Source organism: Bacillus sp. EAC, assembly GCF_002156875.1.
GTDB lineage: Bacteria > Bacillota > Bacilli > Bacillales > Bacillaceae_G > Gottfriedia.
The window spans coordinates 173,059-188,169 of record NZ_NCSY01000007.1 but is presented as its reverse complement, the minus strand read 5'-3'; the positions used below and the strand labels follow the sequence as shown (position 1 = coordinate 188,169).

Genomic DNA, 15,111 nt, shown 5'->3' with positions numbered 1-15,111 from the left:
ATACAGTTCTTACTTTTCAATTATCTTCATGAGATCCTTCGATTTTCTTGACCCAAACTTTAAAAATCAGCTGATTATTTATTTTTTCTACATCTGAAAATAGATTAAATCTTTCTCCATTTAAGGTATTTGATCTTACTAACTCAAAAACTAAGGCAGTAGCAATTTTTTCATCTTTAGTTTTGTATCCGTCAAAAATATTACCTATTTCATTATAAATTACACTATATGCCCACTCATGTGATTCCCTCATTGTTTCAAATGACATTCCGTCTTCATACCATCGAATCCAGGATTCCTTCGAACGGTTTTTCAATCAAAACACCACCTAATTAATAAATACAATACGACTTGACATCAAAATAAAAAGGTATTTGAACACTCAATTAAGCATTTCAACTATCGTATGCGTAAAATACACATTAAATTAATGTTCCCAAAAAAAATTTCGTAAACATTTGATGCTTTTTTCCCTGAACTTTACTTCAATATGGAATTTAACAGATCTTTTTTCGATTAATACGGTTATTTTCTCTGGAAACACAGAAAATAGAATTGAATGGTTATTTACGGAAAAGGAGAATTCTCTATGAAGCTTTGGGTTACATCTATTTTTACTTTTATTGTCGTTCTTTCTATTGCTTGTACTTCTGTATTTGCTGAACCAACTCATAAGGTTGCAATTGTCATTGATGATTTTGGAAATAATATGAAAGGGACAGAACAAATGCTTTCTCTGCCCATTCCATTAACAGCTGCTGTTATGCCCTTTTTACCTTCAACAAAAAAAGATGCAACAACTGCTCATGATAAAGGCTATGAAGTAATTGTTCATATGCCAATGGAACCAAGGCATGGTAAGGCAAGCTGGCTAGGTCCAAATGCTATAACGACTGACTTAAGCAATGAAGAAATCCGAAGACGAGTTATTGCTGCTATTGATGATGTTCCTTATGCAATTGGTATGAATAATCATATGGGTTCAAAAGCAACTGGTGATGAGCGTGTGATGCGAATTGTCTTATCTGTTTGCAAAGAGCGTGGATTATATTTTCTTGATAGCAAAACAAACTACAGGAGTATTGTCTCAAAAATTGCAAAAGAGTTAAGTGTACCGGTAATTGAAAATAAGTTGTTTTTCGATGATTTATATACACTTAATCATATAGAAAAGCAGAGTCAATTACTTTTAGAAAAAATAAAAATAGAGCCTACTATGATTGCAATTGGGCATGTGGGACCGTCTGGTGAAATTACCTCAAATGTGATTAAAGGGTATATTCCTAGAATTAAACAAGAAGCAAAATTTGTATTTCTATCTCAGCTTGTTGATACTTTACCAATCAAAATACACTAAAATAAAAATTACTTTACTAAAATGTTCGACCAATACATTATTCGTTTTAAACAAATTGGTTAATCATCACTTTCTAGTTTAGATAATCGATCAAGTATATCTTTTAAAAATAAAAAGCCCTAATTATCAATTTTCACTTTGAGTAATTGGGCTTTTTACAATGGAATTTCACTTACGCTATATTAGCGTTTTAATTATAGGAATCGTACATTCATAAAATTACCTTATTTTATCCATCTCTATACAATTACTAAATAACTTTAAGCTTTACAGATGTCTCGGTTATCACAGAGTTTTTGAGTTCAATAATTCCATATTGTCTTGTAAGCCCTTTTCCATGAAAAGAATGTCACAGTGATGAGCAGTACTAAGTAAAAAAACACTCCGTATGGAATAAAGGTGACAGCGAAATGAACTCCTGCAAATAGACCTGCCAATATAAGTGCAAGAATTATTTTCAGGCCAGAATTCTGCTTAGCATCATCAAATGACTCTGAAAATGGTAGTGACCCTTTAAAATCATGAGAACAAATAACCGAATATAAAATCGAGGTTACAAATACAATCAAAAGATCAGGAATTATTCTTATTCCAAAAATGCCTATAAAAATTAAACTTAATACAAAATAAACAGGAAAATAGAGATTAGCAATAAATACCTTTAATACTGCGCTGTATAATGGTGCCAAGTTTTGTATGGGTGCTGTTTTATATAACCAAGCACCTTTATACTTCCCTGAATATTTTAGCATTGCGATTGCATTTGGAATGATTAAGCAAGAAGTATAGATGGCTAAATAACTCTTACTCGAACTTAACTCGTTATATGTAGAAAGTTGAAGCTTATTAAACAAAAAAACAAAAGGAATCACCAATGATAGACCTAATGCGGGGTATACCTTTAATCGAAATTCCCTTTCGTTACGCATCATATTATCTGCGAATCGAAAAAATAACTTCTCTTCATTACTTCGACAAACAACTCCAATTAACCAATCTTTCCACTTTCGGTCCTTTCGTTTACTTTTGCCACTGTTATTCGTTAATTTTTGGAGATTCTTCTCGAAAGATGGCATCATCATGTTATAAACAACTATCGATAGAATAGGAATCACCACAGCTAAAATTGAAAAACCGATGAGATAAAAGCTTGAGTGTCGGTTTAGAATTAGCTCAAATGGTGCGCCAAACCAAAAAGGAGGGATCAGAAAATGCCACCAGCTTGGTGAAAAAGTAATTTTCAAATCAACTAAGCTAAAGGCTCTTCCTAGAACTTGATAACCTACTGCAATCGTAATAGAAAGTCCAATTTGAACATAATTAATAATATCTTTTAGCATCTCACCATCAAAGAAACGCAAAATGAAATAGTAAATAATCGACGTTAAAACAACAATGAATAAATTCACTAAAATTAGCCCGATTATTGCCATAAACAAAAATAATAATCCATGCTTAAATGTTCCAACTACTACTGGTAAAATTGTAAGAGCGGCAGTTAATAAAAATAGATAGATTGATATATGTACCGTTTTTGCGGCATTAATAGTCTTTTTTCCAATTGGTTTCGTATGAAGAATTCCTTTATCTCTGATATCGAGAAGTACATTCGAAAAATCTGATATCATCGAAGTCATGACCAGAAACATTACAATTCCAAAAAAAGCGCTCATTTGATAAAGGTAGTTCTTTCCAAAAAGAATCAAAGGAATGAATACGAGGCTAATAAACACATACATGCCTAACGACTTGATAAACCCATTTTCTTCCGGCTTATTCGATTTCTTAGCATGCTGATTAAAAATCGTTGAAGTCCGACGACCATCCATCGTTAATTTAACTGCTAATATTTTTCTCATTGTGGGATAATCTACTCCAAAACGCTCGAAAATGAAACGAAATAAATCTAAGATTTTTAAAGTTTGAAAGTCTTTCACGCTTTAGCCCCCTCGAACAATGGAAACAAATTCCTCGGCCAGCGCCTGATGTTCATTAAAACCAGTTAGCTGATTAAATATCTGTTCCAGCGTACCTTCTTTATTTTGCTCCTTTAATTCTATGAAACTACCATCCGCCACAATCTTACCATCATTGATCAATATAATCCGATTGCTTATTTTCTCGACTACATCCATGATATGTGATGAATAGAATATCGTTTTACCATTGGCAGCAAGTACGCCTAAAATCTCTTTAAATACCATTACACTATTCGCATCCAGTCCACTTAACGGCTCGTCCAAAAACAGTAGGTCTGGGTTATGTAATAGACTTGAAATGATAAGTACCTTTTGTTTCATTCCTTTTGAATAAGAGCTAATTCTTGTGTGATAAACCTCTTCAAGACCAAAAACGTTCATCAGCCTTTGTGCTTTTTCATCGGCTTCTTCAAAACCCATACCATATAATTCACCAACAAAAGTTAAGTACTCTCTAGCCGTGAGATTATCATAGAGTTCTGCAATTTCCGGAACATAACCAATCTTCCTCTTAAAGTCGATCTTATCGTCAGTGATTTCTTTCCCAAAAATCTCAACTGTTCCGGAATAATCCCCCTCAAGCCCTAACAAAATCTTAATTGTCGTACTCTTCCCAGCACCGTTTGGTCCTATATAGCCAATAATTTGACCACGATTAACCTTCAAATCAATCCCTTTTAAAACTGATTTTGCACCATAGTCCTTCTTTAAATCCTTTAAGCATAGTACGACTTCCTCGTTTGTATAAATGGCAATCACCCTCTTTTAGTTTACTAATACAATAATACTGATGATTATTGATGTTGAAAAGAGTATGTCATACTATATTTGATTCACATCTGCTTTATTGTTTTTTACGAATTTATTCTCTTGATTAACCTAAATATATTACTTAAGTTAGTTGAACAAGATTTAATTATCACAAAAAAATAAAAGCAGGCTAGAGTATCAGAACTAATTCTGTAAACTCTAGCCTATATTTAAATCAAGCTATAATCTATAACTTACTCCTCAAGCCATTTAACTTCGCTCATCATTCTTTCTTATTTCTTTTTGAATTTTCCGAAGTGCTTTTTTCGAACCTCTCTCGATATCATGCTCCATTTTCCTCGTCTGATAATCTACAAATAATGACTCTAAATCATACCCGTTTGGATATAGTTCTGTTGCTTTTACTTCTAAAGATATTCGCTTGTGATTTATTTCAATAAATTCACCATTATAAAACACAATCACATTTTGGAAATTATCTTCTTCTTTATAAATAATCCCAAAATTATTATTGTCTAGTAACTTTACGCGATCTCCTTTTTTAAATTCATATTTCTCCACTGGTTTCTCTTTGATAATCCTAGGTTTTCTAATTCTACTTTCATTTACCTGTTCTAACCGATAATCTTTATTTTCCATATATTCCTTTGCTCTTTGAAGCACGCTTTCCGGTATATTCATTTTTCTTGAAATCCAAAGGGCATTACTTTCACCAGATTTTCCAATCATTAATTTGTATAACGGTTCCAATGTTTCACTATTAAATTGCATTGCTGCATTCATAAAATCATTATGAATTTCTGAAAAGCGTTTAATTTCACCATAATGAGTTGTTGCAATTGTAAGGCTACCCATATGGTAAAATTCTTCTAATATAGAAATCGCAAGGGCAGCTCCTTCATTTGGCTCCGTACCACTTCCAATTTCATCGAATAATAAAAGTGTATTATTATTTGAGCTTTTCATGATTTCCGAAAGGTTTTTCATATGGGATGAAAATGTACTTAATGCATTTTCTAAACTTTGGTTATCACCAATATCAACAAAGACATTTTCAAATACTGCAATTTCCGTTTCCTTGTCTGCAATAATATGGAAACCTGACATTGTTGCTAAAGTTAATAATCCAATTGTTTTCAGTACAATCGTTTTGCCACCAGCATTTGGTCCTGTAATAATTAAACTACGATAATTTTGTCCGATTTCAAAATTAAGTGGAACAACTTCTCCGGATAGAAGAGGGTGCTTGCAGTTTACCAATTTTATATAACCATAATCATTTAACCTTGGCTCGATCGCATCAGTTTGTTTGCTAAATTTCGCTTTCGCAAATACCATATCATATTGGCTAATAAGCTCCATATTTATCTTAATTCCGTAAATGTTTTCTAAGATCATTCCGGAGAGAGTAGCTAATATTTGATATTCTTCCATTGCTTCCTCAGCTTTTAAACTTGCAAGTTCTCCATTTAATTTTGAAACTGAACTCAGTTCCATAAATACTGTTGATCCCTTTGATGAAGCTTCAATAATCGTTCCTGGAACTTGATTTTTAAAAGAAGCTTTAATTGGAATTGTGAAACGTTCATCTTTCTTACTAATAAAAAATTCTTGAATATACATCTTATTGGCACTGCTATTTAAAAATTTGGTTAACCGCTCTTTAATTTTCACTTCAACTGAGTCTATTTGACTTCGAATTCGTTTTAATTCTTTACTTGCAGCGGAATCCACAATATTTCCTTTTATTGAAAAATTAATTTCTTCTTCCACTTTTTTAAATTCAGTCATTGAATTAGCGTACGATGCTAGGACTGGGGCAAAAAATACTTTTTCCTCCATAAACTTTTTAATTTTCCTACAACCTCGTAAAAAATCCGATGTACTAAGCAAATCGGTTGGATCTAAAATGATACCTTTTTCGAGATTTTGAATGATATGTCCTATATTTGAAACTCCTAAAAATGGTACATGACCTTCTGCATCTAATATCGCTCGTGCCTCAGTTGTTTCATTTAAACGATTTTTTACTACTTTTATATTTGCGCTTGGCTCCAATTTGCTGATCAATTGTTTTCCTAATCCACTTACACAATAGGATTTAACTATGTCCTTTAGTTCGTTATATTGTAACTTTTCAAAAGTTGTCTGATTCACTTTCTATTCTCCTCACTACGATTTATTAGTATCATAAATGAAGATACCTACAATTAGATTTCAATGAGTTTTAACTAATTATATATAGATAAACTTAAAAAAGCTGCGGAGATGGATACCGCAGCTTTCTTTACATTACAAGGCATGTGCAATATGCAAATACAATGAAATAAACTAACTAAAAAGTATAGCTATCTCATAACAATTACACGCTTTATAAAGTATTGTAGGTATCTCCATAGGTCTTGAAATAAATACATGACAAATTTAGGGGTGCGATTTTTATGAAAATCCCCTTTATATCATGCTTATTTCATTAAATTTTTCCTATTTAGAACCTACCGCACTCACAAAAGCACCTCTATTAATTTATATTTAAGTTCATTGAAATCTAACTTATTGCAATTATCATACAATTTTTCAATTAGAAAGTAAAGCATGTAAACCATCGTACGTTTAAATTAAAGTCATTTCTAAATAATTTAAGGTTTCCTAATAACAAAAAAGTGATAAAGCTATTATTAACTTGCAGTATGGTTCGATCGAAAAGGAGGATTATTTCCTCAAAATATTTAATAACTTTATTAAAGAAAGTAGTTATCTAGGAGGAAGAAAATGAATAACGAGGAACACTTTGTTGCAAGTTTCGGAAGTAGGTTAACTGCTGGTGTAATTGATATCCTCATATTGTTTATTCCATTATGCATTGTCTTCTTAATGATTAATGGAAATCTCTTCTTTAACAACTGGGAAAGTTTTTTGTTGAACATTTGTTTGATCATTTATTTAACCATTACTCCATTATTTTGGGGTGGTAAAACGGTTGGAAAGAGTTTTGAAAAAATCAAAATAGTGGATAAAAATAAAGAGTCTTTAAATCTGTTTCGAATGTTTTTACGTGAATTTATTGGAAAATATATTTTAGCTACAATTACATTTGGAATCTCAACAATTATAAGTGCTTTGATGATTCATTATAGAAGAGACAAAAGAGCGATACATGATTTTATAGCTGGTACCTATGTTACTGAGTACTATTAACAAGAAATGCAACTTACGCAGGTTTAATGGATAGGGATTTTTAAAAGTAAAATGTACGTTATAGGGTAGAATTTTTAGGTGTCCACTCTATAACGTACATTTTACAGGGATGCTACTCATATTATATCTGTTCAACTAACAAATGGATTAATTAATGTGATTATTAATCTCATTTTTATTAGTTATTACTACTATCTTGTCAGCGTATTTCCCAAATTTAAGATAAAATTTCGGTTTACTAACTTCTTCAAAATACCTATTCCATTTAAACATTTTAAAGAATATTTTTAGTGTTGGTTTATAATTTGATTTTTCTAGTTTTAGTTTCTGTAAGAGAAACCTGCGTATAATTCTGTACGTTCTAACTGAATAGTTAGTATCCAAAAAGATAATCAATTCTGCATCTCGAAAACTATCACTAACCCATTCTTCATTGTGAACACCTTCGACAATCCAAGTATCAGAACTAATTAGCTTATTTAAGAATACTTCTCTTTCTTCTTCGGTTCGCATTAAATCGATATGCCCTTCATTCCTTTTCCATACAACATTATCTAATTCATAGAATGGTATCTCTAGTTTAGAAGATAATTCTCTTGCTAATGTTGTCTTTCCACTTCCAACTGAACCAATAATATGTATTTTATTTGGTAAATTTTGCTTCAATAAGACCACCACTTATCTTTAATCATTATTTCCTTTTATTCTATTTGATTATTAAAATCACCTTTTTCGAATTCAATAAAACGACAATTTCTTAAATAAAAAAAGTCGCAATCGCGACTTTAAAACTGAGACAATTCATTAGCTCTATATTTTAACTATTCTTGATGTACAGTTCATTAAAAAGCTGTAACTGCTAATCAAATTTTTTAAAATATTAACAATTTACATTAACAGAGTCTAATAAATAATAAGTTAATTATTTGGATAGAGAATCTCATCAATAATTCCGTATTTTTTTGCTTCTTCAGCGCTCATGAAATAGTCTCTATCTGTATCTTTTGCAACCTTTTCAATCGGCTGTCCTGTTCGGTCGGCAATGATTTGATTAATATGCTCACGTAATTTTAATATTCTACGTGCAGATATTTCGATTTCCGTTGCCTGGCCTCTTGCGCCACCCAATGGTTGATGGATCATGATTTCGCTGTTAGGAAGAGCATAACGCTTGCCTTTTGTTCCTGCCAGCAAAAGCATTGCACCAAATGATGCTGCCATCCCTGTACAAATCGTTCTTACATCTGGCTTAATGTATTGCATTGTATCAAAAATGGCAAAACCAGCTGAAGTCGATCCACCAGGACTATTTATATAGAGGGATATTTCTTTATCTGGAGCATCCGCTGCCAAAAATAATAATTGGGCAACAACACTATTAGCCACATGATCATTAATTTCGTCACCAATTATAATAATCCGATCCTTTAACAAACGGGAATAAATATCATATGATCGTTCACCATTATTTGATTGTTCGATTACATAAGGAATTGTACTCACTTAAAATCCTCCTTTAAAGCATTAATTGGCTATGCAGCCGTACAGAGAGTGCCAAAAGGAGTTTGAGTTCGACTTGCTTTTAAATTACTGAAGGACATTTTAGGACTATCAACAATACAATCTAAAGTAGGAATTGCTTGAATAAGGATTGATGGATCTTGTTCTTCTAAAGCTACATGAAAAAGTTCCTCAAGCTCTTCTCGGTCTTCCTCATTCCAAAAATATTCAATAGAAAGAGATTGTTCGTCATTGTTTGTTTTTTCTAATCGCTTTTTTGCTCGATGCATACTAGATTTTATAGCCATTTCAGTGCTTCCTAAAATATCTGCAATTTCCTTAAAACGATATTGAAACGCTTCTTTTAGAAAAAAAATAACCGCTTGTTTTGGTGTAAAACGTTTAAGTAAAAGCTCCACACTACTGGTTTTATCTGAAGTTTGTTTTGCAACTGCAAATTGTGTTAGTTCAATTCCAGAAGTAACTGTTACATTTTTTCTTTTCCGTAAAGTATCAATCCAATGATTGTAAGCAATTTTATTCAATAAAGTTGAGTTCATCTTTTCATTCTTATAGTATTTTTTTGCTTTAACAAAGGTTTCTTGTGCGATATCGTCTCCATCCCAATCATTTTGAGCAATAAAACGACAATAGCGCTGTAATTTTGGATAGAACTCTTTCCAATAATATTCATCGGATTTTTCATCCAAGTTTCCCTTTCCTACGATGTGAAGGCTAAGCTTACTAGACATTCGTGTTCACTCCTTTTAACACTCTCTAACCTATAAACGAATCTAGACGTATAAAAAGTTACGGGGTCAAAAAGTTTTTTATTCAATGTATGTATTTTATATAAAAATTCTTCTATATTTATCCTTTGTTTTCTACTTTAATATATATTACCACAATTAGGAAAATATCTAGCTTCATAAAAAAAGCGTGAATCAAATGGTCGCACTTCTGCCTAAATCCTTATTTTGGATTTTCATAAACAATAACAATATCCTCAAAAAATACTATGATATTTTCAATTTGCGTGTAATTAGTTGTCCAAGCCCTTTTTTAGATTCAACATATACTATTTTAATTTATTAAATAAAAAAGGGTGATTTAATTTTGAAAAAGAAGCCTCTACAGAGGTGCTGTCCACCTATTCCTGTCCCAGGGTTACTAAAGCATAAATCCCCTGGGCCACACGAACTAGGTAATCCTGGTTTTTTCGATTGTCCAGATCCTACTGATATTACTATAACTGTTGGCCCAGCTGGACCTCCGACGTTCGATTTCTCGACAATACAAGCAGCTATAAACGCCGCAAATTACGGGGATATAATTTCGGTAGCCCCAGGAACTTATCTGGAACAGATTACAATTCCCGCTGGTAAGGACAACCTCATTATTGTTTCTTCGAGACAACTAGGAGCAATTATTAAACCTCCATCAGGAGGGTTGACAGGAAATCTTTCTATTCTCACAATAAATGCGAAATGTACTAGGATTGCACGGTTTAAAATCGCTGGACCATCAACTACCAAAGGAAATTTACAAAATGGAATACTTGTAACGAAAGACGGTTCTGCAATAATAGTAAACACTGTGGTTACTGATATTAGAGATAATCCTTTATCAGATCTTCAACAAGGGACAGGGATTAATGTTGATGGTGGAGCTGCAACAATAGATAGTAATACCATTTCTAACTATCAATTAACAGGAATTCGAGTAAATGGTCAAAATGTAAGTCGCAGTACTATTTTTAACTCAGTTGTTACAGGTGTAGGGCCAACCAATGTCATTATCCAAAATGGAATACAAATTTCTCGTGGTGCAAGAGCTTTCATTCAATCCAATAATATATCAAGGAATAACTATACAGGTCAGGGTTTTGTTTCCACTGGCATTTTATTATTTCAACAAGATGCTGGAGTGAATGTTTTAGACAACAAATCATTCAACAATAATGCTGGAATCTATTTAGCAACAACCAGAAGAGCTATTGTTCAAAAAAGTCTTTTCATTAATAATCAATTTGGAATATTTGTGACATCTGACTCTGAAAATAATATATTTTCTCTTGATCAAGCTGTAAAAAATACAACTTTTGATGTTGAAGATGATTCAATAGGAAATAAAAATAGTTATCCTTTAATTAGATGTCAGACAGACAATAAGAATGGAGCTATATGTCATTCACATTTGAAGGGTAAGAAACCAAAATCAAAGACTGTTTTGGATTCATTCTTTTCTGGAGATCATTCAAAGGATCTATCTATTTCTGTCGATTAAATTTTAAAATGCCTTATTCTTTAAGATTTAAGACCTTTATCAAGGCTATGGCCTCAAAGGTCTTTTTTACTTTTTATTAGTTCAACGTATTGAATCTAGGCATCCATTAGATGAATTGAATAAAGGCTTTCCGGGATGTGGTGATTTACCATTAATTATAGGAATTTTATTCCACTTCTTGAACTATCCTGACATTTTAAAAATTTTAAATTCAACTTTTTAAAGGGGTTCCATATACGACATGCCAATGTAAATGTTTTGAATCTTGATAATTTCCTAGATTAGTTATCACTCTACATGCCCCATATTTTGAATTTACCTCCTTAGCAACTTCCTTTATTACAGTTAACAACTCCATTAACAAATCATTTTCACTCACTTCTAAAGTAATTAATGAAGAAATATGCATTTTTGGAATAACGACAATATGTACTGGATAAAAAGGTTTCGTATGAAAATAAGCCATTACGTTCTCAGTTTCCTTTACTTTTATTACCGTTGTTTTTCCACTTAAAACTTCATCGCAGTAAAAATCTTCAGTCACAAATATTCCCCTCACGTTATATGGTTTATTTTCTCTAATACGGCTGTTACTTTTTTAAAATACTAGTTAAAGTTGTAATTAATATGATTCTTTTTTAAATTTTATTATCCTTCTTTAAATAGCATTGATGGAATAAAAAATAGAGCTACCATTGGCAACTCTAAGATTATGTAGTTTAAGCTAATAACTTTTCTCTAGCCTTAATTATGAGCGGTTAAAAAAAGTAATTCTTGTATTACCCTATATGTCTTCTAAGAGGTCTTGGCCGGGTTTATTTTCTTTAAAGGTAAGAACTTCATCCACTGGCTGATAGGATTCACCGTAAAAATGTGTGTCCCGATAAGTGTGGATCATATTATATGTTTTTTTCATGGCTTTAAAAATCATTTCTTCACTCTCATTATTTGGAGACCAATACAGAATCTCCATCGAATTTACTTCTTGAGTTGCGAGTGATCGTCTACTGTATCCAATCGATAATGCGTGCTCAAAACCTTCTCTTTTATAAAAACGAAGTCTCTTTTCAGTATCAGTATCCTCATAATTAACCGGCTCGACTTCTAATATAATCGGTTTCCCTTTTTTCTTAAGCTTCTCGAGCAACTTATTGCCCAATCCCTGTCCACGGGCATCTTTAGAAACGAATAAATAATCGATGAACACAAAATCATCCAGTTCTACATACATAAGAACATGATGAGGCCCTTCATCCTTATGGTAAATATCAGGCCGTTCTTTTAATAATGTTTCCATATGCTCCCTTGATTTCATTTCCTCTACAGGAAAATATTTATTCAGCTTTTCATACCAATGCATATTTTTACTCCTTTTCTATCCTGCAAATCAAAAGTGCCTAACTTTTGACAAGCATTTATTTTATAGAGACTGTTTCCTCCTCGACTTATCTTTCTATAACTACCTGCATTATATTTGATGAAGAGAAATTAAATTAATAATTAGTAAGTACCTCTAATAATGGAAGTATTTGAAGTATTTCCCATTTTCATACAAGAAAAGTTCTAATACGTTAAGTGCTTTTTAAAATGTATTATTCATTCGGTGATAAACCTATGATTGGTGAGCATTTGTTAACTGACTTTATAAGTTTACAATCAGCAATAGTTCCCGATTGCCAAAAATGAATACGGAAGTAATACTTTATTGTTTGGCAGTACAATTACTTGGTTCCTCATTTTTTATAATAAAAATTAGGGGATTTATGGTAAAATAAATGATAGTATATCGACTGAAAGGTGATGCGAAATGGCCGTTAATATAGCGCTTTTCATAGCTCTTATTGGTACCGCTCTTGCTTACCCTTTTAGCAACGGGAAATCTAGAAAAAGAAAATACATCATCTGGGGTATCGCGAACATGGTAGCAATTGGGCCATTTTTGTCGTTTGCTATTGGATTAACGTATGCGATTATCAAAAGAAATGGATGGGCAGCGATGTTGATGTGGATCGTATATCCTATCATATTTGTCATTGGTCTCATTCAGTTAATAATCGGTATCTTCATGAAAAAAAGCTCCCATTAAGGAAGCTTTTTTTTGCTACGATTAACGATTTAGATAATTTTTGTTTTACTGTTACTATATTAAATTAAATTGCTACATATACAAAAATAGAGCTACGGAAGTAACTCCAATTGATACAAAACTTGTGTTTGCGTTAATTTAAAAATATATTTTATACATATTATATAATCTAATACTTGTATTGCACGATGACTACTATTTCAATTCAGGTGTGAGTTAAACTTTTTACTAAATGAAATACAGAGGTTCTTTAATGTATATAATCTAGCAGTAAAAATATATAGTTCATTATAGTTAATTTCTACATATTCATCTATAATGTTTAGCCCTTCTATAAATTTATCCACTAATAAATATGTGTACTTTTCATCCCAAACGAACCGATTAATTCTGAGAAGTTCATCTGCTATTCTTTGAAATTTAAATTCCTCGATAAGAAGTTTTATTTGATATATTTTATCAGGATTTATAATAAAATTGATTTTGCTTTTTTCATGAATTTTATGAATAAATTTTATAAATCCATCTATACTTTCAGCCAACATATTCGCTTTTTGCATTTCAAATTTCATTTCTCCATCCCCTCAATGTAGAAAAATTATTAAGAAAAATGTATTTTTCGAGACGCTCTTTTAACACAATCGATTCTATTAATACTGAATTCTTTATCAAATCAATGGAGGTTTTTCAATAACTCTATTTCGTAGTTTAGTAGGAAAAAAATTTTCGATTGAGGATCAATAAAAGCTTTCTTGTATTAATCAAAGTCATAGTTTGCTCTTTAAATGCCCATCATCCTTGATTTAACATCTTCCTGTTAGACACTACTATAAAAAGAAGAGCAACAATTGTGTCGTCATGAAAAACCAACTAATGTTCACGTTGAATAATAGGCATTATATCATTTTTAAAGAATGTATTGTTCAACTAACATTAAGTTGGTAAATTACAAAGTTATTGGTTTAATACAATTATATATTTATATTCATAATTAATATCTTTATCAATACTAATTTGATTTTCATTAAGTCCGCAACATATGACTAAATATCCAACTTCAAGGTTGAATCACCTTCCAATAATATATGTAACTTTACTTTGTGATCTATTACAATGTCTTTTGTTCAGTATACAATTTAGGATTATATTATTTTAGTCCAAGCATATGAAACTCCAATTGATAAGTTCATAATAATATGATTATATCATTCCTATTTCAACAAAACTGTCAATTAGTGCAATAAAAAAGACTACTATGCAGTCTTTTTGTTAAACTAACGTATGTGAATTCATATCATTATTCCATATTAGCATAAACCTTAAAATTCACTTTTAGTTTTGGATAATATTCATCCCTCCAATCTTTTAATTCATGGTAAGAAAGCGCATTTTGAAATTGTTGCCCAAAGCCAAAAATATCTGCTTGCCTTCTATGTGTTTTCTTAAGTATAGTGTAAAATCTCTTTTCAATAAGCTTTTCAAGTTCTTTTCTTATTCTTTTATCTTTAATTCCATTATCTCTTTCTAAGATATATATTTTTAAATTCAAGTCACTTGACACCTGCGGTTTATTATTTCGCATTGATATTTTATTTTTGATTGAACTGTTTGTTACCATTAGACTAGCAAATCCCAGGCTCACAAGATTGCTGTTTTATCTACTAACTCTTCTTCAATGAAAAAATCGTCGTGATTTGAAAACTTGGTTTCAATTTCTTTTACTATATTCCTCATTAATTTACCCCTTAAAAAATAGAAATCTAACAAAATTTTTTTGCAATAAGGCGCGATTTTATACGATAAGTTATGAATAACTAACTTAGGCAAAGGATAATAGTGAATTAATTTAACTTAGAAATAGACAATTAATTTACAGAAAACGATTGGAAGATGTTAGATAAACTTAGCTCATCTCGCTGTATCCAAAATAGGAA

The 15,111-nt window shown here is 31.4% G+C and carries 15 protein-coding genes; 4 read left to right on the top strand and 11 right to left on the bottom strand.

The features are described from left to right. Positions 1–16: 16 nt before the first annotated feature. Positions 17–316 (bottom strand): hypothetical protein, encoded by a 300-nt coding sequence (locus B7R65_RS14010; RefSeq protein ID WP_256941314.1) that lies wholly within the window; start codon positions 314–316, stop codon positions 17–19. A gap of 243 nt (positions 317–559) precedes the next feature. Between B7R65_RS14010 and B7R65_RS14005 the strand changes: the two genes are divergently transcribed. After that, positions 560–1,357, top strand: coding sequence for a divergent polysaccharide deacetylase family protein (locus B7R65_RS14005; RefSeq protein ID WP_373419584.1), 798 nt, complete (start codon positions 560–562; stop codon positions 1,355–1,357). 302 nt (positions 1,358–1,659) lie between these two features. Here the strand turns inward: B7R65_RS14005 and B7R65_RS14000 are convergent, their stop codons facing one another. The 3 genes from B7R65_RS14000 to B7R65_RS13990 all read right to left on the bottom strand — a co-directional run bounded on the left by B7R65_RS14000 (position 1,660) and on the right by B7R65_RS13990 (position 6,264). Next, positions 1,660–3,294: a hypothetical protein gene (locus B7R65_RS14000; RefSeq protein WP_088043410.1), complete on the bottom strand. Its 1,635-nt coding sequence runs from the start codon at positions 3,292–3,294 to the stop codon at positions 1,660–1,662. A 3-nt stretch (positions 3,295–3,297) separates the two neighbouring features. Further along, positions 3,298–4,095, bottom strand: coding sequence for an ABC transporter ATP-binding protein (locus tag B7R65_RS13995; protein ID WP_256941313.1), 798 nt, complete (start codon positions 4,093–4,095; stop codon positions 3,298–3,300). Between the two features lie 261 nt (positions 4,096–4,356). Then, positions 4,357–6,264 carry an endonuclease MutS2 gene (locus B7R65_RS13990; protein ID WP_088043409.1) on the bottom strand — a complete coding sequence of 636 codons (1,908 nt, stop codon included), beginning with the start codon at positions 6,262–6,264 and terminating at the stop codon, positions 4,357–4,359. A gap of 615 nt (positions 6,265–6,879) precedes the next feature. On the opposite strand from B7R65_RS13990, the gene B7R65_RS13985 reads away from it, so the two are divergent. Next, positions 6,880–7,305: an RDD family protein gene (locus B7R65_RS13985; RefSeq protein WP_088043408.1), complete on the top strand. Its 426-nt coding sequence runs from the start codon at positions 6,880–6,882 to the stop codon at positions 7,303–7,305. A 147-nt stretch (positions 7,306–7,452) separates the two neighbouring features. Here the strand turns inward: B7R65_RS13985 and B7R65_RS13980 are convergent, their stop codons facing one another. The 3 genes from B7R65_RS13980 to B7R65_RS13970 all read right to left on the bottom strand — a co-directional run bounded on the left by B7R65_RS13980 (position 7,453) and on the right by B7R65_RS13970 (position 9,557). Beyond that, positions 7,453–7,971 (bottom strand): AAA family ATPase, encoded by a 519-nt coding sequence (locus B7R65_RS13980; RefSeq protein ID WP_088043407.1) that lies wholly within the window; start codon positions 7,969–7,971, stop codon positions 7,453–7,455. 252 nt (positions 7,972–8,223) lie between these two features. Next, on the bottom strand, positions 8,224–8,808 hold the full coding sequence (gene clpP / locus B7R65_RS13975; protein WP_088043406.1) for an ATP-dependent Clp endopeptidase proteolytic subunit ClpP: 585 nt from the start codon (positions 8,806–8,808) through the stop codon (positions 8,224–8,226). A 29-nt stretch (positions 8,809–8,837) separates the two neighbouring features. Beyond that, positions 8,838–9,557 carry a sigma-70 family RNA polymerase sigma factor gene (locus B7R65_RS13970; protein WP_088043405.1) on the bottom strand — a complete coding sequence of 240 codons (720 nt, stop codon included), beginning with the start codon at positions 9,555–9,557 and terminating at the stop codon, positions 8,838–8,840. A 364-nt stretch (positions 9,558–9,921) separates the two neighbouring features. Between B7R65_RS13970 and B7R65_RS13965 the strand changes: the two genes are divergently transcribed. Further along, positions 9,922–11,091 (top strand): right-handed parallel beta-helix repeat-containing protein, encoded by a 1,170-nt coding sequence (locus B7R65_RS13965; protein ID WP_179194882.1) that lies wholly within the window; start codon positions 9,922–9,924, stop codon positions 11,089–11,091. Between the two features lie 211 nt (positions 11,092–11,302). On the opposite strand, the gene B7R65_RS13960 is transcribed toward B7R65_RS13965, so the two are convergent. Beyond that, complete coding sequence (locus tag B7R65_RS13960; protein ID WP_088043403.1) at positions 11,303–11,635, bottom strand: HIT family protein; 333 nt, start codon at positions 11,633–11,635, stop codon at positions 11,303–11,305. Between the two features lie 240 nt (positions 11,636–11,875). After that, positions 11,876–12,451 carry a GNAT family N-acetyltransferase gene (locus B7R65_RS13955; RefSeq protein WP_088043402.1) on the bottom strand — a complete coding sequence of 192 codons (576 nt, stop codon included), beginning with the start codon at positions 12,449–12,451 and terminating at the stop codon, positions 11,876–11,878. A 447-nt stretch (positions 12,452–12,898) separates the two neighbouring features. Here B7R65_RS13955 and B7R65_RS13950 point away from each other — a divergent pair, with 447 nt between their 5' ends. Next, positions 12,899–13,177: a hypothetical protein gene (locus tag B7R65_RS13950; RefSeq protein ID WP_088043401.1), complete on the top strand. Its 279-nt coding sequence runs from the start codon at positions 12,899–12,901 to the stop codon at positions 13,175–13,177. A gap of 200 nt (positions 13,178–13,377) precedes the next feature. Here B7R65_RS13950 and B7R65_RS13945 read toward each other — a convergent pair whose 3' ends face one another. Together B7R65_RS13945 and B7R65_RS13940 are read right to left on the bottom strand one after the other, a co-directional pair. Further along, complete coding sequence (locus B7R65_RS13945; protein WP_088043400.1) at positions 13,378–13,749, bottom strand: hypothetical protein; 372 nt, start codon at positions 13,747–13,749, stop codon at positions 13,378–13,380. A gap of 725 nt (positions 13,750–14,474) precedes the next feature. Continuing rightward, positions 14,475–14,795 (bottom strand): Ger(x)C family spore germination C-terminal domain-containing protein, encoded by a 321-nt coding sequence (locus B7R65_RS13940; protein ID WP_142288254.1) that lies wholly within the window; start codon positions 14,793–14,795, stop codon positions 14,475–14,477. Positions 14,796–15,111 lie beyond the last annotated feature (316 nt).